A 23,050-nucleotide genomic window follows, 5' to 3' on the forward strand; every position below is an offset into this window, starting at 1 on the left:
CAGTGCGGGCGCTTCAGGCGCCCGCATACTCCGAAGCCATAGCCCCCGACCCTCACCCCGCCCGCGACAGCTCCCGCCCCGCCTTCGCCTTACCCAGCAGCCCTTCCACCTTCGCCACGATGGCGTTGGCGTCGAGGCCGGCCTCGGCGAGCTGGCGGGCCTGCGTGTCGTGGTCGATGTAGATGTCCGGCAGCACCATGGAGCGCACCTTGACGGTGCCGCGATCCAGCGCCCCCGCATCGGTGAGAAGCTGGAGCACCTGGCTGCCGAAGCCGCCGATGGAGCCCTCCTCCACCGTCACCAGCGCGGCATGGCCGGCCGCCAGCTTCAGCGCGAGGTCGCTGTCGATGGGCTTGGCGAAGCGGGCGTCCGCCACGGTCACAGCAAAGCCGGCCGCCTCCAGACGCTCGGCGGCCTCCAGCGCGGCGGCAAGGCGCGTGCCCAGCGAGAGGATGGCGACATCGCCTTCGCCGGAGCCACGCACAATGCGGCCCTTGCCGATGGGCAGCGCCTCGGCCCGGTCAGGCCGCTCCACGCCCACGCCCTCGCCGCGCGGGAAGCGCACGGCGGAGGGGCCGTCGTCATAGGCGACCGCCGTGGCGATCATGTGCATCAGCTCCGCCTCGTCGGACGGCGACATCAGCACCATGCCGGGCAGGCAGCCGAGATAGGCGAGGTCGTAGGCGCCCGCATGGGTCGCCCCGTCCGCCCCCACGAGGCCGGCGCGGTCCACGATGAAGCGCACGGGCAGGCCTTGAAGCGCCACGTCGTGGATCACCTGGTCATAGGCCCGCTGGAGGAAGGTGGAATAGAGCGCGCAGAACGGCTTGAAGCCTTCCGTCGCGAGGCCGCCCGCGAACGTCACCGCATGCTGCTCGGCGATGCCCACGTCGAAGGTGCGGTCCGGATAGGCCTGCCCGAACAGGTCGATGCCGGTGCCTGAGGGCATGGCAGCGGTGATGGCGACGATCTTGGGATCGCGCCGCGCCTCGGAGATCAGGCTCTCGGCGAACACGCGGGTGTAGGAGGGGGCGTTGGACTTGGCCTTCACCTGCGCGCCCGTCACCACGTCGAACTTCACCACGCCGTGGTACTTGTCCGCGCTCTGCTCGGCCGGGCCGTAGCCCTTGCCCTTCTGGGTGACCACATGGACGAGGATCGGCCCCGTCTTGGCGTCCCGCACGTTCTTCAGAACGGGGAGCAGGTGGTCGAGATTGTGCCCGTCGATGGGGCCGACATAATAGAAGCCCAGCTCCTCGAACAGCGTGCCGCCGGTCCAGAAGCCGCGCGCGAATTCCTCGGCCCGCTGGGCGCCGCGCTCCACGAACTTGGGCAGGTGGCCGGCGATCTGCTTGCCGATTTCACGCAGGGACCGATACGTCTGCCCCGAGATGAGCCGCGCCAGATAGGCCGACATGGCGCCCGTGGGCGGGGCGATGGACATGTCGTTGTCGTTGAGGATGACGATGAGGCGCGAATCCATGGCGCCGGCATTGTTCATCGCCTCATAGGCCATGCCCGCCGACATGGCGCCGTCGCCGATCACCGCCACCACGTTGCGCTCCGCCCCGCCGAGGTCGCGCGCCACCGCCATGCCGAGGCCGGCGGAGATGGAGGTGGAGGAATGGCCCGCGCCGAAGGGGTCGTATTCGCTCTCCGCCCGGTTGGTGAAGCCGGAGAGGCCGCCACCGGTGCGCAGCGTGCGGATGCGCTCGCGCCGCCCGGTGAGAATCTTGTGGGGATAGCACTGGTGGCCCACGTCCCAGATCAGCCGGTCGTGGGGGGTGTTGAAGACGTGGTGCAATGCCACCGTCAGCTCAACCACGCCGAGGCCCGCGCCCAGATGCCCGCCGGTGACGGACACCGCATCGATGGTCTCGGCGCGCAGTTCGGCCGCAAGCTGGGTGAGCTTTTCCTGGGGCAGGCGGCGCACATCTGCGGGCTCGCGGATGGTGTCGAGCAACGGGGTCTTCAGCAAGGTCACGGACCACTCCGACCGGAACGAACCGGGAAAAGCGAGCCTTACACAGGGGCCCGCTGGTATGCAACGTACAAAGGTTAACGCCGCGGCGGCATGCGGACGACCTTCGTCTACTCCCGAAACCTATACGTGCGGCGGAGCGTTCCGGCGCACTCCATCGATCAGGCCGGCGAACTTTCCCGCCCGGATGGCGACCCGGTGCAGGTCGAAAACCGCCAGCGCCAGCGCGCAGCCGGCGCCGAGCCACAGCAGCCGCGACGCCCGCCCGCCGGCGTGGCCGTACTTCTCCCGCACATAGAGTTCCGAATGCATCTTGGCGCGGTTGATGCGGAAGGTCTGGCTGAAGGAGGGCGTGCTGGAACGCCCGCCCGCATGAGTCACCCGCGCCTCCGTCACCACCACGATGGGGATGCGACGGGCGAGCGCGCGAAGCGAGAGGTCGTCGTCCTCATGGTAGAGGAATATGGATTCGTCGAAGCCGCCGAGATCGAGGAAGGCGGCGCGGGGCACCATGAAGGCCGCGCCGTGGACGAAACGGGTGCAGTAATCCCCCGCGATCTCCCCAGGCGCGAGGCGGGCGCTGCGCGGCACCTTCTCCAGAATGGAGCCTTCCTTGCGCATGAGCCGGCCGTTCTCGCCGACGATGGCCGGCATGAGGATGGACGGCTCGCCATAGAGCCGTGCTGCCGCCAGAAGGCGGGGAATGGTGTCCGGCTCCAGCACTGCATCGGGATTGAGGAAGAGCACGTAAGGCGTTCGGGCGCGGCGCGCGCCCGCATTGCAGGCGGTGCCGAAGCCGGCATTCACCGGCATGGCGAGGAGATCGGCGGGGCGGGAGAGCGTCGCGGCCCAGGCCGTGCCCTCCGGGCTCGCATTGTCCACCACCACCACCGGACATTCCGACGGAACGCTCGCCACCGCCCGGCCGATGACGGACGAGCTGTTGTAGGTGACGAAGACCACCGTCACGGCGGCGGGGTCGGGCCGTTCGCCATCCTGTGCGGAGGGCGCTTCCGCCACGGTCGGAAAAGAGCGCGTCATGGGCGCGTTAGTGCAGCCGAACGCCGGCAAACTCAAGGCCGAGGGCCGCAAGGCCCGCCAGCGCGTGGTCCGGCGTCAGCCGCGTCATGCAGCCGTGGCCGTGGGCGCAGTCCGCCACATCGCTCAGAAAGCACGGCGCGCAGCTCGCATGGGCGCTCACCACCGCCACGCGCGGCCCGGCTGGTGCCCAGCTGTGGATATCGGCAAGGCCGGAGAAGAGGCAAAGGGTGGGACGCCCCAGCGCCGCCGCGAGATGGGCAGGCGCGGAATCCAGCGCCACCACCACCCGCGCCCCGCCGATGACGGCGGCGAGCCCGGCGAGATCCTGCCGCCCGGCGAGATTGGCGACGCGATCCGCCGGCAGGCCCTCGGCGATGGCCGCGCACAGGGGCGCATCCTCGGCCGTTCCCGTGAGCACGAGGCCGAGAGGACTTTCCGCAAGCATCCGCGCCGCCAGCGCCCGCCAGTATTCCACCGGCCAGAGCTTGATGGCGAGCCGGGCGCCGGGGGCGAGCACGCCATAGCCATCGGGGACATCCGGCAGCGCCGGTAGCGCACCGAGGGGGATCGGCGCGGGCGGGTGGGACTGCCCCGCGCGGAAGGCGCTCACCAGCACTTCGGCGAGGGCGGACAGGCGCACCCCCGCCGGCAACGGCGCAAACAGGCCGCCCGTCCGGGCCGACGCCTCCATTTCCGGCAAGGCGAGGTCCAGGCCATGGCCGGCATGGAGCCCCGCGAACCCGACGCGGAACCGCACCGGCAGCGCGGCGAGCAGCGGGCGGGCATCGTCGGCGTGGCGCAGGTCGATGGCGATATCGGCAGGGGGCAGATCGAGCACCGCCAGCGCGGCCAGCGCCTCGGGCGGGACGGCAGAGGGCGGATGACCCCGCGCCGGATAATAATCGAACGCCCGCACCGCATCGAAGAGACCGGTGGCGGCGGCGAAATCGCGGACGAAGGGCGCGCACAGCAGCGTCAGGCGCGAGGCGGGAAACGCCTCCCGCAGCCGGCGGATCGCCGGAAGAGCGGTCACGAAATCCCCAACGTGATCGAGCTTCACCACCATTAGCGACGGCGCCGGCCCCAGCTCCGCGAGCCGCGCCAAAGGCCCCCGCCACGGGCCGGGCGCGAAGGTCGGCTCCGGCGCGGGCGCGGGTGGCGCAGGGAATGGAAGGGTTGCTGCGGGATCGGCTGCCTGTTCCACGGGCGGCGGCTCGGCGGAAAGCTCCGGCGGCCGCTGCCGCCAGACACCGAGAAGATCGCGGAACCACGCCATGCCTGATGTCCCGCCAACCCGCGACCCGCCCGTAACCGCCCCTTTATCCTTGGGCGCTGCCGTTTAGGCAATGCCGGCCGGGCGGACGCGACCCGGCCCCCAGCCCGCCCGGCCTAGCCACGCCCGGCCATCTTCGCTAGAAGGCGCCCCATGCAGGATGCCGAGGACACGCTCGCAGGCCCCACCGCCGGGACCGACGCCGAAGCGCGCGGCCTCCCCCCGGGTGACGCGGAGGCGCGTGCCCGCGTCCGCCGCCGCCATGTCTTCTTCATCGCCGGGTTCGACCCGATGGCGGTGGATGGACACCACCGGATCTTCGTCCGCGAGCTAAAACGCTTCGGCAGCGTGTGGAATGTGCGCACGCACTGCCGCGACGCGGCGCCCGTGCCGACCCCGACGGGCGGATTCTGGCGAACCGAAGCTGACACCCCCAACTGGCATACCGAAACCACGTTCGAAAACCTGGGCTGGCACGACCTGACTCGCGCAGACATGGGCCGTTCGGTCTGGAGCCACATGAAGGGCTCGGTGCGGGCGCTGGCGGACATGGTGACGAGCGGCACCATCGCCAATTATTTCCGCTCCAGCCGGCGCTACGGCCTGTTCTTCCTCTTCACCTATATGCTGCTGGCGCTGTTCTGGGGGCTCGCGGCGGCAGCGGGTTTTTTTGTTTATCAATGGGTTGAGCCTCTCGGCAGGGCGGCGGCGCTGGCGGCCGCGGGGGGCACGACCGTCGCCGTGGGCCTCTTCCTGATGCGCTGGCCGGGGCGCCGCTTCCGGCTCAAGCAGTCGCTGGATCTTGCTGAATTCTCAGTGAATTTCGTGCGCGGGCGGCATCCGGAAGTGGAGGCACGGGTTGTCGCCTTCGCCGATCGCCTGAGGGCGGTCGAGGCCGAGGCGGAAGCGCAGGGCGTTGAAGAAATTATCATTGCAGGCCATAGCCTTGGCGCGATGCTCGCGGTCAGCGCCGTGGCCGGGGCGCTGGCTGCCGACCCCGCCTTCGGCACCCGTGCCCGCGTCCGCATCCTGACCCTCGGCTCCACCACCGCCAAGTTCGCCCTGCACCCGGCCGGCGGGCGATTTCGTGAGGCGGCAGAACGGGTTGCGGCCGCCGAGGCGATCGGCTGGGTAGAGGTGCAGTCGCGCGACGACATCGTCTCCTTCTACAAGGTCGATCCCGTCACCCTCGGCCCCGCCAGCTTCGCCCCTGTGCTGCTCCCGCCCGGCGATTATTCCCTCAAGCCATTGATCCGGCATGTGGAAATCCGCCAGATGATCTCCCCGGCCATCTACCGCCGCCACTGGTTCGACGTCATGCGCCTGCACTGCCAGTGCTTCCTGGCGGGCGACATCCGCTCGACCCATGACTTTTACGCTTACGTGTGCGGGCCCTTGTCCTTCGACGTTTTAGCATCACATACCAACAGCTTACGGGCCTATGTGCGGCCCGATGGAACCCTGCGCCCCCTCGTGTTCGACGCGGCCGGCTGCATCCTTCCCCTCCCCGAATCCGAGACCCCCGCATGACGCTTCTGACCTTTGCCAAGATCGCCTGGGCGTTGGGCGTCGTATCCTGGTACGTCCTGCGCATCCCCTTCGAAAGAAAAGCGAAACGCCAGCGCGTTGCGGATGCGCGGCACCGCAATCTGCGCGAGATGATCCTTCTGTCCATCTCCACGCTGGGGCTCGGAATCGTTCCGGCGATCTACGCCGCGACAGGCTTTCCCAAGTTCGCCTCCTACCCGCCGAGCATGCTGCAGGTGGTGGTGGGCATTCTGGTGTTCGCCGGTTCCCTTCTGCTCTTCTGGCGCACGCACCGGCAGCTGGGCAAGTATTGGTCGGTGACGCTGGAGATCAAGGACAAGCACGAGCTGATCATATCGGGGGTATACGAGAAGGTGCGGCACCCCATGTACTCGGCATTCTTCCTGTGGGGCTTGGCACAGCTTCTGCTGCTACCGAATTTCATCGCCGGCCCGGCGGGATTGATCGGCTTCGGCATCCTCTTCTTCTTTCGCGTCGGCCGCGAGGAGCAGATGATGCGGGAAGCCTTCGGCGCCGAGTATGACGCCTACGCCCGGCACACCAAGCGCGTCATTCCGGGCGTCTACTGAACGAACCGGGAAAACGGGCGCGGCAGCGATTCGGTCCCGCTGCGTTCCCACGCTGTCCCGCGCAAACCCTTCAGCCGTCCCATTTTGAGACGGTTCTCAGGCGTCCGGATCGAGCGGCTGGGTACCGGCCGGCCGACCGGCGGCGTCGCGGGTGATGGTCTCCACCCGCGCCTCGGCGGCCTTCAGGAGGGCCTCGCACCGCTGCTTCAGGGCTTCGCCGCGCTCATAGATGGCGATGGATTCCTCCAGCGGCACATTGCCCCGCTCCAGATTGGCGACGATCGCCTCCAGCTCGGCAAGTGCCTGCTCGAACGAGAGATTTTCGACGCCGACCACCACCGTTCCGGCCTTTGCTCCGCTCGCGCCTGCCATGGCCGCCTCCTGATTCGATCCGGCGACACCATAGACGACCCCCGCCGCCGCCCGAAGCGCGTCTCAAAAATGCAGATAGCGCGAAACCGCCGGAACCTCCGCGACCAGCGCCATCAGCACCCCGCTGGCGGTGAGATAGAGGCCGATGACGAAGATCTTCACCAGCCGGTTGTAGCGCACACGCCGCAGCGAACTCGTCTCCAGCATGCCGGCGAGGGCGCGGAGCTGGAAGGCGATGCCCAGCGCCAGCAGGGCAAACGCCACCAGCGCCGATCCGCCCCAGCGGCCCGGCATCAGCGTCCAGTTGGCGAGAAAGGCAAGTGAAAAGCCGCCGATGACGCCGATGGCGGTAACCGAACCGTTTCGGAAGGTTGGGTCCAGAAGATGGCCCGGCGCGCCCGGAAGGCTTCCCTCGCGCCCCTCGTCCTCGTCTGCCGCCGGCCTCTCCGCCATGCGAACCCAACCCTTCGCTGAGCCGGCCCGACGCCGGCGGCTACAGCTTAACGGCAAAGCCACGCATGTTGCCAACCCGGCCTGGTCTGCGCCGGGGTGGTCGCGGGGCGCCGGCTTTGCTAGAAGCCGGCCAGCATTCACGGAAACCTTGCACCCATGTCGCCCGCGGCGTCCGCGCCCCTCACCTTCCGCACGTCCCCGAGCCTCGAGGAGGCGCTGGTCGCCACCTTCGCGGCCGCGGGCTTCGCGCGCCTCGATCCGCCGATCCTCCAGCCGGCCGACGTGTTCCTCGACCTGTCGGGCGAATCCATCCGCCGCCGCATGTATCTGACGGCCGACGCCGATGGCCACGAGCTGTGCCTGCGGCCGGACCTCACCATCCCGGTGGCCCGCGCAGTGCTGGCGCAGGGCATGGCGATGCCGGCGCGGGTGAGCTACCTCGGCCCGGTGTTCCGGTTCCGCGGCGAAGGCCCCGGCGAGTTCCGGCAGGCCGGCGTGGAATCCTTCGGCCGCACCGACATCGAGGCGGCGGACGCGGAGATTCTCTCCCTCGGCCTCAACGCCTGCGCGCTCTATGGGCTGCCCGAGCCGGAGATCCGGCTGGGCGACGTGGGCCTGTTCACGGCGTTGCTGGACGCCCTGCCGCTGGCTCCGGCGCTGCGCCGCCGCCTGCTGAAGGATTTCGGGCAGGGGCGGGTCAATCTCGATTTCGCGGCTACCGCCGATGCGAACCGCGAGGGCGCGCCCGCCCATGCCGGCGTGCTGGCGGCGCTGGACGGCGCGGACCCTGCGGCGGCGCGCGCGCTGATCACTGACCTTCTCTCCATCGCCGGCATCTCGACGGTGGGCGGGCGCAGCGTGTCGGAGATCGCCGAGCGGTTCCTGGAGCAGTCCTCGCTCGATGCGGGCGGCGGACTCTCGGCGGAGACGGCCGAGATCCTGTCGCGCTACCTCGCCATTTCCGGCACGCCCGACGATGCCTCGGCCCGGATGCGGGCGCTGGCAGCGGATGCGGGGATCGACCTTTCCGCCGCGCTCGACCTGTTCGACCGTCGCACCGGCTTCTTCACCGCCTATGCGGTGAACCTCGCCCACGTGCGCTTTTCCACCGCCTTCGGGCGGCCGCTCGATTATTACAGCGGCATGGTGTTCGAGCTGCACGATCCGGGCCGGTCCGGCTCTGGCCCTCTGGTCGCGGGCGGTCGCTATGACCGGCTGCTGTCGCGGCTGGGCGCGGACAGCGCCATTCCTGGGGTCGGCCTTGCCGCCTGGGTCGAGCGCCTCGCCGCCCTCCCCGGTGCCGCGGAGGATGCCCGATGACCGCGCCGCTCATCCTCGCCGTACCGTCCAAGGGCCGGCTGCAGGACAATGTCCACGCCTTCTTCTCCCGCGCCGGCATGCCGCTGACGCAGGCCCGGGGCGCCCGCGAGTATCGCGGGGCGCTTGGCGGCGTGGAGGGGGTGGAGGTCGCCTATCTCTCCGCCTCCGAGATCGCAGCGGCGCTGGCCTCCGGGGCCGCCCATCTGGGCGTGACCGGAGAGGATCTCGTGCGCGAGAACATCCATGAGGCCGACAGCCGCGTCGCGCTGCTGGAGAAGCTCGGCTTCGGCCACGCCAATGTGGTGGTCGCGGTGCCGCAGGCGTGGATCGACGTGCGCACCATGGACGATCTCGACGATGTGGCGAGCCACTTCCACGGCCGCACCGGCCGGCGCATCCGCGTCGCCACCAAATACGTCAACCTGACGCGAGGCTTCTTCGCCCGCCACGGCATCATCGACTACCGCATCGTGGAAAGCGCGGGCGCCACCGAGGGCACGCCGGCCTCGGGTACGGCCGAGCTGATCGTGGACATCACCTCCACGGGCGCGACGCTGGCCGCCAATGCGCTGAAGGTGGTGGATGACGGCATCATCCTGAAATCCGAGGCCAATCTCGTCGCCTCTCTCACCGCCACCTGGAGCCCGGGGGCGCTGTCGGCGGCGCGCGCCATGTTCGACCGGCTGGGGGCCGAGAAGCGGGCGCGGACCATGCGGGAGGTGCGCACGCGCTTCGCCGATTGCGATGCCTCGCTGGTGGACGAGGCGGTGGCAGCCTATCGCTGCGTGGCGCCGTTCGGTGGTCCGACATCCTCCGGCATGCTGACGCTGCACTGCCCGCCGGATACGCTGCACGCCCTCGCCACCTTCCTGCGCCAGCGCGGCGCCAGCATGGTGACGGTGGGGCCCATCGAATACGTCTTCGCCGCCGACAACCCGCTTTATGAGGCGCTGGACGCGCGCCTCGGTCAGTAACGGAGGCAAGGCCCCGGCCGGCGCGTGAGGCCGGCCGGGGCGTATCCTCAGTTGGTGCCGAGACCCCGGTCACCCTGCTTCAGGAAGAGGCGATCGCCTTCCGAGATCGGGCTCTGCTCCTGTCCGGCGGAGAGCGCCACGAAGGCCGGCGGGGTCGCGCGGGGCGCCGCATAGCCGAGCGGCTGGGTCTGCGCATGGATGGTCGCGGCGGCCTGCGCCTCGGCATCGGCGGCGGCGAGGGAAGCCTCGTCACCGGCAAAAGCCGCGCCGGAGGTGAGAAGGGCTGCAAGCGCGACGGCGCCAAAAGTCAGATTACGCATGTTGATCTCCTGAAATACCAACCCCACCACGCCCTTTGATGAGGGACAGCTATGGCGCGCCGCCAAATTCGATAAGGCGCCCTTAGCGAAACAATCAGTGGGGATTTCTGGACAATCGATGAGATCTCTTTGATATCAATGGTTCGCGCCCTATTATGAGGCCGAGCTGACGGTGGGAAGCGGCCCGTTCAAGGGAGCGTGATCGGCATGTCGTTCGAGCCTTCCGCAATGTCCATGCGGCGTCGGCTGCTGCACGGATCGCTGGCCGGTCTGGCGATCGGTACCATCGGTGGGCTCATCGGACTCGGCGGCGCCGAAATCCGGCTGCCGGTGCTGATCGCGCTGGGGTTCGAGGCGCTGCCGGCCATCATCATCAACCGCGTGCTGAGCCTCGCGGTGGTGGCCTTCGCTCTGCCCGCGCGGGCAGAGACCATTCCCTTCGCCGAGGTGGCGGAGCATTGGCGGGTCATCGTGACCCTGCTGGCGGGCAGCCTCGTCGGCGTCTGGACGGGGGCGACCTACGCCACCCGCATCGCTTCCCGTACCCTGTACCGCACCATCGCGGCCATGCTCGTCTTCACCGCCGTGATGCTGGCGCTGGGGGATGATCCTGACCTCAAGCACATGGCCATAGACGGCACGGTGCGGCTGGTGGCGGGGGTTCTCGCCGGCTTCATCATCGGCCTCGCGGTGGCGCTCATGGGCGTCTCGGGCGGGGAATTGCTGGTGCCGACGCTTGTGCTGCTGTTCGGCCTGCCGGTGAAGCTGGCGGGCAGCGTCGCGCTGGCGGTGAGCCTGCCCACCCTGCTCCTCGGCTTCGCCCGGTTCGGGCGCGACAATACCATCACGGTGGTGCGCGAAAACCTGACGTTCCTTGGCGTGGTGACCGCCGCCTCCATGCTGGGCGCGTTCCTCGGCGGGCAATTGCTGGGCATCGTGCCGGCCGCGACGCTGCTGCCGCTGCTCGGCGCCACCCTGCTCATGTCAGCCTGGAAGATCTGGCGGCACGGCTCGGCGTCCGGGCAATAGGCGCGCTTCCCTCCCGGCGCGCCGGGCCTTACTCTCCGGCCCGACTACATCACATTGAGCGTCGCCCGATGCGGCGGCGCCCGGGGAGTTCATGTTCATGCGTGATGCCGAGCCCAAGGCGATCCACCTCTCCGACTACCGTGCGCCGGACTGGCTGGTGGACAAGGTGGACCTCGATTTCTCCCTGCACCCCTCGCAGACTCGCGTCACCTCGAAGCTGTCCCTGCGCCGCAACCCGGCAGGCGCCCCCGGCGCGCCGGTGGTGCTGGAGGGCGACGGGCTCACGCTGGTGCGCCTCGCCATCGACGGCAAGCCGCTCGCCGGCCCGAGCTTCGAGGCGACGCCAGACCGCCTGACCCTCGCCCACCCTCCGGCAGACGCCTTCGTGCTGGAGGTGGAGACGCTGGTGGACCCCACCGCCAACACCCAGTTGATGGGGCTCTACCGCACCTCCAGCAATTACTGCACCCAGTGCGAGCCAGAAGGCTTCCGCCGCATCACCTATTATCCCGACCGTCCGGATGTGCTGTCCGTCTTCACCACCCGCGTGGAGGCGGATGAAGCCGAGGCGCCGGTGCTGCTCGGCAACGGCAATCTGGTGGAGAGCGGCAAGGTGGACGGCACCAGCCGCCATTATGCCGTGTGGCACGACCCGTGGCCCAAGCCCTCCTACCTGTTCGCCCTCGTGGGCGGGCGCCTCGCCAAGATCTCGGACAGCTTCCTCACTCGCTCCGGGCGCGAGGTGGAGCTGGGCATCTATGTGGAGCACGGCAAGGAAGCCCGCGCCGGCTATGCCATGGACGCGCTGAAGCGCTCCATGCGCTGGGACGAAGAGGCCTTCGGCCGCGAGTACGACCTCGACGTGTTCAACATCGTCGCCGTGTCGGACTTCAACATGGGGGCCATGGAGAACAAGGGCCTCAATGTCTTCAACGACAAGTATGTCCTCGCCACGCCTGAAACTGCCACCGACGCGGACTACACCGGCATCGAGGGCGTCATCGCCCACGAATACTTCCACAACTGGACCGGCAACCGCATCACCTGCCGCGACTGGTTCCAGCTGTGCCTGAAGGAAGGCCTCACCGTCTTCCGCGACCAGGAATTCTCCTCCGACGAGCGGTCCCGCCCGGTGAAGCGCATCGCCGACGTGCGGGCGCTGAAGGCGGCCCAGTTCACCGAGGACCAGGGCCCGCTGGCGCATCCCGTGCGGCCGGAAACCTATCGCGAGATCAACAACTTCTACACGGCGACCGTCTATGAGAAGGGCGCCGAGGTCGTCCGCATGCTGAAAACCCTGCTCGGCGAGGCCGGATTCCGGGCGGGCATGGACCTCTATTTCGAGCGCCACGACGGGGATGCGGCGACCATCGAGGATTTCGTGGCGTCCTTCGCCGATGCCACCGGGCGCGACCTCTCCCAGTTCGCCTTGTGGTATGCGCAGTCGGGCACGCCCGTGCTCACCGTGAGCGGCGCGTGGGATGCCGAGGCCGGCACCTATCGCCTCGACGTGGCGCAGGAGGTGCCGCCCACCCCCGGCCAACCCACCAAGAAGCCCATGCTCATCCCCCTCGCCCTCGGCCTCGTCGGCCCGGATGGGCGCGATCAGCCGCTGACGCTTGGCAACGTGCCGGTGGAGAACGGCGTGGTGGAGGTGAGCGAGGCCCGCCAGAGCTTCCTCTTCACCGGCCTCGACGCGCGGCCCGTGCCCTCGCTGAACCGCGGTTTCTCCGCCCCGGTGAACTTGGTGAGCGACCTCACCGAGCAGGACCGCGTGTTCCTCGCCGCCCATGACGCGGACCCCTTCAACCGCTTCGACGCCATCCAGCGGATTGCGCTGGAAATGCTGAAGACCGGCGCGCGCACCGGCAGCCTGCCGGCGACGGAGGCGTTGGTGACGGCCGCCCGCGCCATCCTCGCCGACACCACGCTCGACGCCGCCTTCAAGGCGCAGGCGCTCGCCCTGCCGGGTGAGGGCGAGGTGGCGCGCGAGCTGGCGAAGGACGTGGACCCGGATGCCGTGTTCACCGCCCGCAAGGCGCTGCGCATAGCGGTGGGCACGGCGCTGGAAGGCGCCTTCGCCACCACCTATTCGGCCATGGCCGCGACCGGCCCCTTCTCGCCGGATGCGGCCTCCGCCGGGCGGCGGGCGCTGCGCAACCTCTCGCTGGATTTCCTCGCCGTCACCGGCTCGGCGGAGGGCATCGCCCGCGCCAAGGCGCAGTTCGAGGCGGCGGACAACATGACGGACCGCATCACGGCGCTGGCCGTTCTGACCCAGCACGAGGTGCCGGAGCGCGAGGCCGCGCTGAAGGCCTTCTACGAGCGCTTCGAGCGGGATGCGCTGGTGATCGACAAGTGGTTCACCCTGCAGGCGCAGATCGCCGCGCCCGGAACCCTCGACCGCATCAAGGATTTGATGCTGCATCCCGCCTTCTCGCTGGGCAATCCCAACCGGGTGCGCTCGCTGGTGGGCGCCTTCGCCGCCACCAACACGACCCAGTTCAACCGGGCGGACGGCGCGGGGCACGACTTCGTCACCGATGTGGTGCTGACGCTGGACGGCAAGAACCCGCAGGTGGCGGCCCGCCTTCTCGCCTCCTTCAAGACCTTCCGCCAGCTGGAGCCGGTGCGCCGCGCCAGCGCGGAGCGGGCCTTGCGCAAGGTGGCCGAGACGCCCGGCCTCTCGCCGGACGTGGCCGACATCGCCACCCGCGCGCTGGGGTAAGGGTAGCGGACGGGGCGCCCTGACCGTTCAACCTGCGGGCAACGCAGGGTGTATCGGGTTTCGTTCGCATATCCTTTCGGCTGTGCTAAAGCCGAACCATGTGTCCTGTACCGCCAAGCGATGCGGGACACATGGTGAGCCCGCCTCTTCTCAAAGCGAGGGCGTGCTCCAGCCGGCGGTCGGGGTCCAATGAACGAAGCAAGCATAATCCCCTATAGCTGCGTGCGGCGGCTGATCGAGGGTGCCGCCCTCGTCCTCGCGCCCCATCCTGACGACGAGATTCTCGGATGCGGCGGCGCCATTTTGCGCCATGTGGAGGCCGGCGAACCGATCACGGTGGTGATCTTCACCGATGGCGCGGCCGCCTCGGGGGCGGCGGACCATGCCGGCGACTACGTGGCCATGCGCCAGGCGGAGTCCCGCGCCGCGGCACAGGTGCTGGGCTATGGCGCGCCCCACTTTCTGGACTATCCCGACCGCGGGCTCGTCTACGACGAAGACCTCGTCGCCCGTGTCGCTTCCCTCATCGCCATTCACCGGCCGGCCATCGTCTATGCGCCTTCCATTTACGAGGTGCATCCCGACCACCGCGCGCTGGCCTTCGCCGCCATAGAGGCGGTGCGCCGGCGCGGCGGGCCGCTCGCCATCGCATGCTACGAAATCGGCAATCCCCAATTGCCGAACCGTCTCCTCGACGTGACCGACCTGACCGACACGCTGAAGGCGGCCATGCGGTGCTTTCCCTCCCAGCTCGCCGAGCGACCCTATGACACTTATGTCCTCGACGGCCTGAACCGATTCCGCGCCTATACGCTCGGGCCGGGCGTGGACGCTGCCGAGGCCTACTGGATGGCGACCGGCGAGGCGTTGAGGACCCGCCCGCCGGGGCTCTACCGCGCCCTCATGGGCGCCTGGGCCGACGCGGAAGTGCCCCCGACCATGGGCGCGCCGGCTGCGACTGTCGCGCCCCTCGTCTCCATCGTCACCCGCACCATCGGGCGCGCCAGCCTTGCGGAGACGCTCGATTCCATCTGCGCCCAGACCTATCCCCATATCGAAATCGTGCTGGTGGAGGCGGATCCCGCCCAGGCCGGCCGTTCCGGCGAGGGCTGCTGGCGCTATCCCCTGCGCGCTGTCGGCGGCGCGGCACCGCTCGACCGTCCCGCGGCAGCCAATCTCGGCCTTGCGCATGCGCGCGGCGAGATGATCCTGCTCCTGGATGACGACGACTACATCGACCCGGACCATGTGGCGACGCTCGCCGCCCTTCTACGCGGCGCGGATGATGCCGTCGCGGCCTATTCCGGCGTGCGCGTGGTGGCGAGCCGGGAGCCGGGGCATGCCCCTGTCGCCATCTTCCACGAGCATTTCGACGCCGACCGCCTCGCCTACGACAATTACCTGCCGGTCCACGCGGTGCTGTTCCGCCGCCGCGCGCTCGACGCCGGCTGCCGCTTCGACGAGAGCCTTGTCCTCTATGAGGATTGGGATTTCTGGCTCCAGGTATCGCGCCACGGCCGCTTCCTGAGGTCGGATGGAGTGAGCGCGACCTATGTGAGCACGGGCGGCTCGGGCGCGGGCACCGGGGCGTTCGATCCGGTGGTCGCCCACGGCGCCCGCCTCGCCGTCTACCGCAAATGGTTGGGACTGTGGCAGCCGGAGGACATCAACCGCGTTCTCGGCGTCCACCGCTCCACCGAGCACCACCTGCGTCACGCGCAGGCGGAGAATGGCAAGCTTCGCGGCGAGGCCACCGCGCTTCAGAACCGGATCGCGGCTCTTGAGGCCGAGCTGGCGAAGGCCGCCGAGGCGTCCGGTGAAGCGGCGGTGTCCCCGCCTGAAGCGCAGCCGACGGACGCGCAGACCGCCGAGGTGCAGCCCCTCTGCGATGCCCCGCCCCTTTCAAGCCAAGGAGAGGACAAGAGCGAGGGCGAGGAGCCGCCGGTGGCCGATGCCCCGACCGAGCAGCCAGAGACGGGAGAGCCGGCCGGGACACTGCCGGGTGCACCCGCCGGGCCGACTGACGAGACAGGCATCGATCACGATAAGCCGGACGACGCTCAGGAACTCGGACACGGGGCGTCTCCGGAGGCCGACGCCCCGTCACCGGACGCTCCGGCGGAGACGGGGCCTAACGATGCCGTTGAAACGCCCGCCTTCGCCACCGAGACCGCGGAGCACACGAGCCAGGCCGGCGCGGACGGGCAGCCCGACCTGTCCGCGTTCAAATCCCTGCCATTTCCGCTCAATGTCTATGGGGCGTTGTTGCAGATCGAGGTGGGCGAGGTGGCGTGGCTGCACTTCGCCCTGTTCGATCATCCCGGGGAACCCATGGTCACCGCCCAGCGGCGGTCCACGGACCTCCTGCTGGCGCAACTCCCCCCGCCGCCGGCCCGCATTCTGGAGGTCGGCACCGGCCTCGGCACCTTGCTCGCCGAGCTTGTGGCCAAGGGCTACGACGTGACGGGCATCAATCCGGACCCGGCCCAGGTCGCAGTGGCCCGCGCGCGCTTCGGCCCCGACCTGCCCCTGGTCGAGGCCACCTACGAGGGCTGGACCCCGCCGCCCGATGCCGCGCCCTTCGACGTGATCCTGTTCCAGGAGAGCGCACAATATGTCGACTCTCTTGAGATCTTCGACCGCGCGCTCGACCTTCTGAAGCCTGGGGGAGCCCTTGTCATCCTCGACGAGTTCGCCATCCGGCGCACTCTTTTGACGCCGGAACCGCTGCACCTTTACGGCCACATCGTCGCGCTGGCGGAACGGCTGGGCTTTACGAAGGAGGTGGAGCAGGACTTCTCCGCCATGGCGGCGCACACGGTTGACGCCATGCTGGAGATGACCCGGCGCCACCGGGCAACGCTCGAACGCGAACTCGGCGTATCCGGGGCCATGCTCGACGCCCTCGATGCCTCGAACCGTGCCTATCAATCGGCCTACGCGGAAGGACGCTTCGGCTACCGGCTGCTCGTCCTGCGGCGCAGCGTCGAAAAGGGCTGGCGTATGCGCCGGATCACGCCGGAACGGTTTCCAGCATTCGCCGAACTGTTCCGCGAGACATTCGGCCACGACATGTCGCGCGAGCACTGGATCTGGAAGTACGGTGACAACCGGGGCCACGGCCTCGGCATCTGGATCGACGGCCAGCTCGCCATCCATTATGGCGGCATCAGCCGGCCCACGCTGGCGTTCGGGCATCCGACGCGCATGTCGCTCTCGGGCGACCTGATGGCCCGCAAGGGCAGCCAGCGCATCCTCGGGCGTCAGGGTCCGTTCTTCGCTTCGGCCGCCACCATGCAGGAAATCTACAGCGGGTTCGGAACGGACCATCTCGTAGCCGCCGGCTTCCCCAATGCCAAGGCCATGCGGGGGCCGCGCCTGCTCGGCCTGTACACCGAGGCCACCGACCGGGTGATGGAGTTGCACTGGCCCGCCATCGCCGACGGCTCCTCCCCGGCGGCCCGCCGGCTCGCTGATCCGGATGATGCCGACGCGCGGCGGCAGGTGGATGCGCTGTGGGGGCAGATGGCGGCCGATCTGAGCGCCGAGGTGGTCGCGATCCGGGACTGGGGCAGCCTGATCCAGCGCTTCCTGCGCCATCCCGACAAGGTCTACGAGCTGTACCTCGTGACCGGCCCGGCGGAGGGCGACGGACTCGGCCTCGTCGTCCTGCGGCGAACTGCCGAAGACGCCATGGAGCTGCTCGATCTCGTCGGTCCGCTCGCCGCCATGCCGGCCCTGGTGGACGCAGCACGGCGCATCGCAGGGGCCGCCGGCGCGCGCGACCTCTGGGGATGGTTCGCGGAGGCCTGCGTCGCGGCGCGGATCGCTGGCCCGGAATGCGAGATGCGCGACATCCAGGTCGAAACGCCCACCACCGCCTGGCGGCCTGGCATTCCGGCAGAGGAGATGCGCGGGCGTGTCTGGCTGACGGGCGGGGATGCCGACTTCCACTGAAGCCGGTGCCTCGCCCCGCGATCATGCGGACGGGGCACCATTGCCCTACTCCGCCGCCGTCTCCAGCACGCGCTCGAAGATGGCGCGCACCTTCTGCTGCGTCTCGAAGAGATCGGCCTCCAGCGTGGTGAAGTCCGGCATCTCGCCCGCGCGGGCGAGCAGGGCCCGGAGCGCGGGGCTTGCATCCTGCGGCACCACATGCGCGTCCACGGACAGGCGCAGCACCTGTGTCAGGTTCTGGTAGAGCCGGCAGGCGCGCAGCAGCACATGCGAATCTTCAGGCGCCAGCAGCGCCAGCCGCTCGGTGGTGGCGAGCACCCGGGCGGTGGCGGTGTCCACGATCTCCGGATGGTCATGGGCATGGGCCAGCACGAGGTATTGGGCCAGGAACTCCACATCCACCTGCCCGCCGGCGGCATGCTTCAGGTTCCAGCGATCATCCTCGCCCTTCTCGGCGGCGATGGCCCGGCGCATGTCGAGGATGTCACCCGACAGCCGGCGCGGATCCCGCGGCTGTCCCATGATGCCGCCGATGACATCGCGCACGATGGCGCCGAACTCGGGCGTGGCGGCAATCACGCGGGCGCGGGTGAGCGCCATGTGCTCCCAGGTCCAGGCTTCCGCCTGCTGGTAGGCGGCAAAGGACGAAAGCCGCGTCGCGAGTGGGCCGGAGCGGCCGGAGGGCCTCAGCCGCAGGTCCACGTCATAGAGCTTGCCGGCATTGGTCAGCGAGGTGAGCGCCGTGACGAGGCGCTGGGTGAAGCGGGCGAAATATTGGGCGCCGGTGAGCGGGCGGGGACCGTCCGATGTGGGATCGGCCTCGGGATCGAAATCGTAGAGCACGATGAGGTCGAGGTCGGACCCCGCCGTCATTTCCCGTCCGCCGAGCTTGCCCATGGCGAGCACGGCCGTCTCGGCGCCGGGGATGCTGCCATGTGCCTCGCGGAAGCGCTCCCAGACGCGCCGGTGCAGGGCGCGGATGATGACCTCCGCCAGCGTCGCATAGGCCTCGCCCGCCCGCGCCGCCGGCAGCGTGCCGGAGGCGATGCGCACGCCGATGAGCACATGCTGCTCCTGCCGGAAGCGACGGGCGCGGTCGAGCTGCTCCTCGTCGGTCCCGGCGGTGTCGAGCAACAATTCGAGGTGCTCGGACAGGCTCGCCTCGTCGGGCAGTACGTCGAAGAAGGCGGGATCGAGCAGCGCGTCGGCGAGCGAGGGCCGCCGCGCCAATGTCTCGCCGAGGCGCGGGGCGGCGGTGAGGATGGTCGCGAGCAGCCGCACCAGGTCCGGATGCCGGTCCAAAGCGGTGAGAAGATGCGGTCCCGGCAGTTCGGTGAAAAAGCGATCGGCGGCGATCAGCGCGCCGTCCGGATCGCCGCCGCGCGACAGCGCCTCCAGCATCAGCGGCACGATGCGGGCGAGATGGGCGCGGGCCGGCTCGGTCTTCAGCGCGCGCGGCACGCCCGCGAGCCAGCGCCGCACGATGGCGCTCGCCGCCGCCGGATCCTTGAAGCCGAGGCGTGCGAGGGCGGCCAGTGTCGGGCGGTCGTTCTCATCCGGGGGAAAGAGCAGGTCGGCGTCGAGCACGGCGGGGGGCGGCGCATCCTCGAAAAGATGGGCGTAGTGCCCCTGCACGGTGGTCAGGCGCTGCACGAGGGCGGCGGCGAAGGCGTCGCGGTCGCGATAGCCCATGAAGCGGGCGAAGCCCTCCATGGCCTCGCGGCTCTCGGGCAGCGAATGGGTCTGCGCATCCGCCACCATCTGGATGCGGTGCTCGACCCGGCGCAGGAAGTGATAGGCCTCGGCGAGATCGTCGCGCACCTTCGGCTCGATCCAGCGATGGGCGGTGAGCGCATCGAGGGCGTCGAGCGTGCGGCTGGTGCGCAGCAGCGGATCGCGACCGCCGGCGATGAGCTGCTGGGTCTGGACGAAGAACTCGATCTCGCGGATGCCGCCGCGCCCGAGCTTCACATTGTGGCCCTCCACCGCCACCACGTCGTGGCCCCGGAAGGCGTGGATCTCGCGCTTCATGGCGTGGACGTCGGCGATGGCCTGGAAGTCCAGCACCCGGCGCCACACGAAGGGCGAGAGATCGGCGAGGAACTGCCGGCCCACCTCGGCATCGCCCGCCACGGGGCGCGCCTTGATATAGGCCGCGCGCTCCCAGGTGGCGCCCTCGCGCTCGTAATAATCAAGGGCCGAGACGGTGGAGAGGGCGACCTGCGTCGAGCCGGGATCGGGGCGCAGGCGCAGGTCCACGCGCAGCACGTAGCCGTCGGCGGAGCGCTCCTGCAGCAGGCGCACCAGTCCCTGTGTGATCTTCACGAAGAAGGGCGAGGCGGAGACGCTGTCGGAGAGCTGCGCCTTCTCCCGGTCGTAGACCACCACGAGGTCGATATCGCTGGAATAGTTGAGTTCCCGCGCGCCGTGCTTGCCCATGGCGATGGCCGCGAGACCGGAGCCGGCCTCGGGATCGGCGGCATCGGGCACGGTGAGCCGCCCGGCCTTCACCGCCTCGCCGAGGAGGAAGGACAGCGCCTTGCGCACCGCCGCGTCGGCCACGTCGGTCAGGGCCGCCGTCACCTCCACGAGGCCGAATACGCCCCCCATGTCGGCCACGGCGATGAGCAGGGCCGCCTCGCTGCGCATCCGCCGCAGCGCGCGCATCACATCGGCCTCGCTCCCCTCCACCGCGGCACATTCGGCGATGAGCGCATGGAGATGGGCGTGGGGCGGACGGCCGAGCACGCGCAGCAGGCGCTCCGGCTCGGAGCGGATGACCTCGGTGAGGAAGGGCGAGCTTTCGACGATCCCGAGGCAGACCTGTTCGGCCAGCGGCGCGTCAGCCAACAGCGCGTCGAGGGCGGCGCGCGCGTCCGGCGCCAGCCGTTCGATGGCGTGGGAAAGCTTAATCTTTGCCGCCTCCGGATCCGCCACTACGGGCGTTTCCCGCATCCGCAGGGCGAGGGGCGGCTGGTCCGCCGAATCTGGTTCCGTGGGCCAACGCATGGTCAGGCCTAAAGGCACCAGCGACTTGCCGCGCGCAAGCCTTCTTTCATCCAAAGGGAACTCGGGCCGGGGCGGCGCGCATCATGGTTGGGGAAGAATGAAATGGTCATCGGAGGGGTTAACGCCCGCGCCGACGGCTTGGTTCACGCTTGGATGTCATTTCGTCGGCAAACGGAAAGTGGCCACCAAGCCCGGCCCGTTGTCCGAAAAGGCGAGCGTACCGCCATGCAGCCGCGCCACCGCGCCCACCAGCGACAGGCCGAGGCCGGAGCCCGGGCGGGTGCGGCTCGCCTCCAGCCGCACGAACCGCTCCACCACCCGCTCGCGGTCGGCGGCCGGGATACCCGGCCCGGTATCGGCCACCGCGAGCACCGCCTCCGCGCCCTCGCGCGTCAGCGTCACGGTGATGCGCCCCCGCCCCCCGTCGGCCGGGCGACCGTATTTGATGGCATTGTCGATGAGGTTGGAGAGCGCCTGCGCCAGCAGTTCCTTCACCCCGTGCACGGTCATCGGCACGGCGCTGACGGTGAGGTCGAGCCCCTGCTCGTCCGCCAGCGGCTCGTAAAGCTCGGACACCGCCTCGGCGATCTCGGCGAGGTCCACGTCGCCCATGGTCGCCCGCCCCTGCCCGGCCTCGGCGCGGGCGATCATCAGGAGGGCGTCGAAGGTGCGGATGAGGCCGGCGCTCTCCTCGATGGTGGTCTCCAGCGCGGCGCGCCAGTCCTCCTCGGTGCGGGCGGTGCGCAGCGCCTCCTCGGCGCGGTTGCGCAGGCGGGTGAGCGGGGTCTTCAGATCGTGGGCGATGTTGTCGGAGACTTCCTTCAGCCCGATCATCAGCCCCTCGATCCGCTCCAGCATGGCGTTGAGGGAGTGGGCGAGGCGGTCGAACTCGTCCTCCGTCCCCATCAGCGCAAGGCGGCCGGAGAGGTTGCCGGCCATGATGGTTTCCGCCGTGGCGGTCATGGAATCGATGCGCTTCAGCACCCGTCGTGTCACGAACACGCCGCCGGCAAGGCCGAGCACGACGATGAGCAACACCGCCCATTGGGCGGGCCGCGCCACGAGATCGCGCAGCGTGTCGCGTTCCTCGATGTCGCGGCCGACCAGCAGCCGGTAGCCGCCGGGCAGAAACATCGTCTGCACGAAGGCCACATGGCTCTTGGCGACGGGATCGTCCGGCCGGTTGTAGGTGGTGAAGCGGGTGCCCTCCTTGTCGAGCAGGCCGATGGGCAGGTCCGTCACGTTGGCGGCCAGCACCTCGCCCTGGAAATTGGAGAGCACGTAGATGGACGAGCCCGGCCGCCGCGTGCGCCGGTCGATGACGTAGACCAGCCGCTGGATGCCGCCGATACGGTACTGGTCGGCGAGGCCGTTCACCTCGCGGTCGAGGTCGTCCGCCACCTGTCCCTGGATCAGGGAGCGGGTATGCCAGGCGGTGTAGATGATGACCGACACCGCGAACAGCGCGAAGACGACGAGATAGGCGGCGAGCAGCTTGAACGCCGTGGTGCGCACGAGCCGAACCGCCTGGGCAATGGGACCGTGCCCCCTCCCCCCGTTGCCGGACGCGCCCGCGCCGGCGGCCGGGGCGCCCTCCCCCTTCACGCCAGCCCCGCCCGCACCATGTAGCCGGCGCCGCGGACGGTGTGGATGAGCGTCACGTCGAAGCCCTTGTCGATCTTGGCGCGCAGGCGCGAGACATGAACGTCGATGACGTTGGTCTGGGGGTCGAAATGATAGTCCCAGACGTTTTCGAGCAGCATGGTGCGCGTCACCACCTGTCCGGCATGGCGCATGAGGTATTCCAGCAGGCGGAATTCGCGCGGCTGAAGCTGGATTTCCTTGCCGGAGCGGGTGACGCGATGGGCGAGGCGGTCGAGTTCGAGGTCCGCCACCTTGTAGACGGTTTCGGCCCCCTGGCTGACACCGCGCCGCGACAGGGCCTCGACGCGCGCCAGAAGCTCGGTGAAGGCATAGGGCTTGGGCAGATAATCGTCGCCGCCGGCGCGCAGGCCCTGCACCCGGTCGTCCACTTGCCCGAGCGCGGAGAGGATGAGCACCGGCGTCGTATGCCCGCGCCCGCGCAGTTCGGTGACGAGGGAGAGGCCATCGCGGGCCGGGAGCATGCGGTCCACCACCATCACGTCGTATTTGCCGTCGAGCGCGAGGGCGAGCCCCTCCTCGCCGTCTGCGGCGTGGTCCACCACGTGACCGGCCTCGCGGAAGGCCTTGCGCAGATATTCGGCGGCGTCGCGGTCGTCCTCGACCAGGAGAAGGCGCATGGCGGAGAGCGGACCCGGATCGAGATTCGTTGTCATCACTCTAGCTCACCTTTCAGGCAGGTCCATGCGAGCGGGTGCGCACCAAAAAAGTGGCGCGGGAAGCCCTCTGGAGCTTCCCGCGCCTGCGGAGCCGAAGCGGCATCAGGGGCGATGGCGATATCCACCTCGGTCCGGAGGCCCGTCGCCGGGGGATG

General features: G+C 69.4%; 16 protein-coding genes. 7 read left to right on the top strand and 9 right to left on the bottom strand.

Annotated features, from left to right (window positions below; all coding sequences use genetic code 11):
* Positions 1-52 precede the first annotated feature (52 nt).
* The 3 genes from dxs to J2126_RS02675 form a co-directional block, all read right to left on the bottom strand.
* The gene (gene dxs / locus J2126_RS02665; RefSeq protein ID WP_209483682.1) at positions 53-1,984 is read right to left on the bottom strand and encodes a 1-deoxy-D-xylulose-5-phosphate synthase; all 1,932 of its coding nucleotides are present in this window, start codon (positions 1,982-1,984) and stop codon (positions 53-55) included.
* A 120-nt stretch (positions 1,985-2,104) separates the two neighbouring features.
* Positions 2,105-3,022, bottom strand: a complete 918-nt coding sequence (locus J2126_RS02670) for a glycosyltransferase family 2 protein (RefSeq protein WP_209483684.1) — start codon at positions 3,020-3,022, stop codon at positions 2,105-2,107.
* Between the two features lie 7 nt (positions 3,023-3,029).
* A complete protein-coding gene (locus J2126_RS02675) occupies positions 3,030-4,298 on the bottom strand; it encodes a glycosyltransferase family 9 protein (protein WP_209483686.1) in 1,269 nt (422 codons plus the stop codon).
* A gap of 150 nt (positions 4,299-4,448) precedes the next feature.
* On the opposite strand from J2126_RS02675, the gene J2126_RS02680 reads away from it, so the two are divergent.
* Both J2126_RS02680 and J2126_RS02685 read left to right on the top strand, forming a co-directional pair.
* Entirely contained in the window at positions 4,449-5,825 is a 1,377-nt protein-coding gene (locus tag J2126_RS02680) for a hypothetical protein (protein ID WP_209483688.1), read from the top strand.
* On the top strand, positions 5,822-6,412 hold the full coding sequence (locus tag J2126_RS02685; RefSeq protein WP_209483690.1) for a protein-S-isoprenylcysteine O-methyltransferase: 591 nt from the start codon (positions 5,822-5,824) through the stop codon (positions 6,410-6,412). Before J2126_RS02680 ends, J2126_RS02685 begins: the two co-directional genes overlap by 4 nt.
* A gap of 96 nt (positions 6,413-6,508) precedes the next feature.
* Here the strand turns inward: J2126_RS02685 and J2126_RS02690 are convergent, their stop codons facing one another.
* Together J2126_RS02690 and J2126_RS02695 are read right to left on the bottom strand one after the other, a co-directional pair.
* Positions 6,509-6,784, bottom strand: coding sequence for an exodeoxyribonuclease VII small subunit (locus J2126_RS02690; RefSeq protein ID WP_209483692.1), 276 nt, complete (start codon positions 6,782-6,784; stop codon positions 6,509-6,511).
* Between the two features lie 63 nt (positions 6,785-6,847).
* Complete coding sequence (locus tag J2126_RS02695; protein WP_245327184.1) at positions 6,848-7,237, bottom strand: hypothetical protein; 390 nt, start codon at positions 7,235-7,237, stop codon at positions 6,848-6,850.
* A 156-nt stretch (positions 7,238-7,393) separates the two neighbouring features.
* Here J2126_RS02695 and J2126_RS02700 point away from each other — a divergent pair, with 156 nt between their 5' ends.
* Entirely contained in the window at positions 7,394-8,557 is a 1,164-nt protein-coding gene (locus J2126_RS02700) for an ATP phosphoribosyltransferase regulatory subunit (RefSeq protein ID WP_209483694.1), read from the top strand.
* Positions 8,554-9,531 (top strand): ATP phosphoribosyltransferase, encoded by a 978-nt coding sequence (gene hisG / locus J2126_RS02705; protein WP_209483696.1) that lies wholly within the window; start codon positions 8,554-8,556, stop codon positions 9,529-9,531. The genes J2126_RS02700 and hisG overlap by 4 nt, the downstream gene beginning before the upstream one ends.
* Positions 9,532-9,578: 47 nt before the next feature.
* Here the strand turns inward: hisG and J2126_RS02710 are convergent, their stop codons facing one another.
* Positions 9,579-9,851 (bottom strand): hypothetical protein, encoded by a 273-nt coding sequence (locus J2126_RS02710; protein WP_209483698.1) that lies wholly within the window; start codon positions 9,849-9,851, stop codon positions 9,579-9,581.
* A gap of 207 nt (positions 9,852-10,058) precedes the next feature.
* On the opposite strand from J2126_RS02710, the gene J2126_RS02715 reads away from it, so the two are divergent.
* From J2126_RS02715 to J2126_RS02725, 3 genes are all read left to right on the top strand, one after another.
* Complete coding sequence (locus J2126_RS02715; RefSeq protein ID WP_209483700.1) at positions 10,059-10,880, top strand: sulfite exporter TauE/SafE family protein; 822 nt, start codon at positions 10,059-10,061, stop codon at positions 10,878-10,880.
* Between the two features lie 97 nt (positions 10,881-10,977).
* The gene (gene pepN, locus J2126_RS02720) at positions 10,978-13,608 is read left to right on the top strand and encodes an aminopeptidase N (RefSeq protein ID WP_209483702.1); all 2,631 of its coding nucleotides are present in this window, start codon (positions 10,978-10,980) and stop codon (positions 13,606-13,608) included.
* A gap of 189 nt (positions 13,609-13,797) precedes the next feature.
* Entirely contained in the window at positions 13,798-17,565 is a 3,768-nt protein-coding gene (locus tag J2126_RS02725; RefSeq protein WP_209483704.1) for a PIG-L family deacetylase, read from the top strand.
* Positions 17,566-17,610: 45 nt separating this feature from the next.
* Here the strand turns inward: J2126_RS02725 and J2126_RS02730 are convergent, their stop codons facing one another.
* From J2126_RS02730 to J2126_RS02740, 3 genes are all read right to left on the bottom strand, one after another.
* The gene (locus J2126_RS02730) at positions 17,611-20,574 is read right to left on the bottom strand and encodes a bifunctional [glutamine synthetase] adenylyltransferase/[glutamine synthetase]-adenylyl-L-tyrosine phosphorylase (protein WP_209483706.1); all 2,964 of its coding nucleotides are present in this window, start codon (positions 20,572-20,574) and stop codon (positions 17,611-17,613) included.
* Between the two features lie 156 nt (positions 20,575-20,730).
* Entirely contained in the window at positions 20,731-22,089 is a 1,359-nt protein-coding gene (locus J2126_RS02735; protein ID WP_348634212.1) for an ATP-binding protein, read from the bottom strand.
* 86 nt (positions 22,090-22,175) lie between these two features.
* A complete protein-coding gene (locus J2126_RS02740) occupies positions 22,176-22,892 on the bottom strand; it encodes a winged helix-turn-helix domain-containing protein (protein ID WP_281066330.1) in 717 nt (238 codons plus the stop codon).
* Positions 22,893-23,050 lie beyond the last annotated feature (158 nt).

Source organism: Xanthobacter flavus (assembly GCF_017875275.1).
In the GTDB taxonomy this organism is placed as follows: Bacteria; Pseudomonadota; Alphaproteobacteria; order Rhizobiales; family Xanthobacteraceae; genus Xanthobacter; species Xanthobacter flavus_A.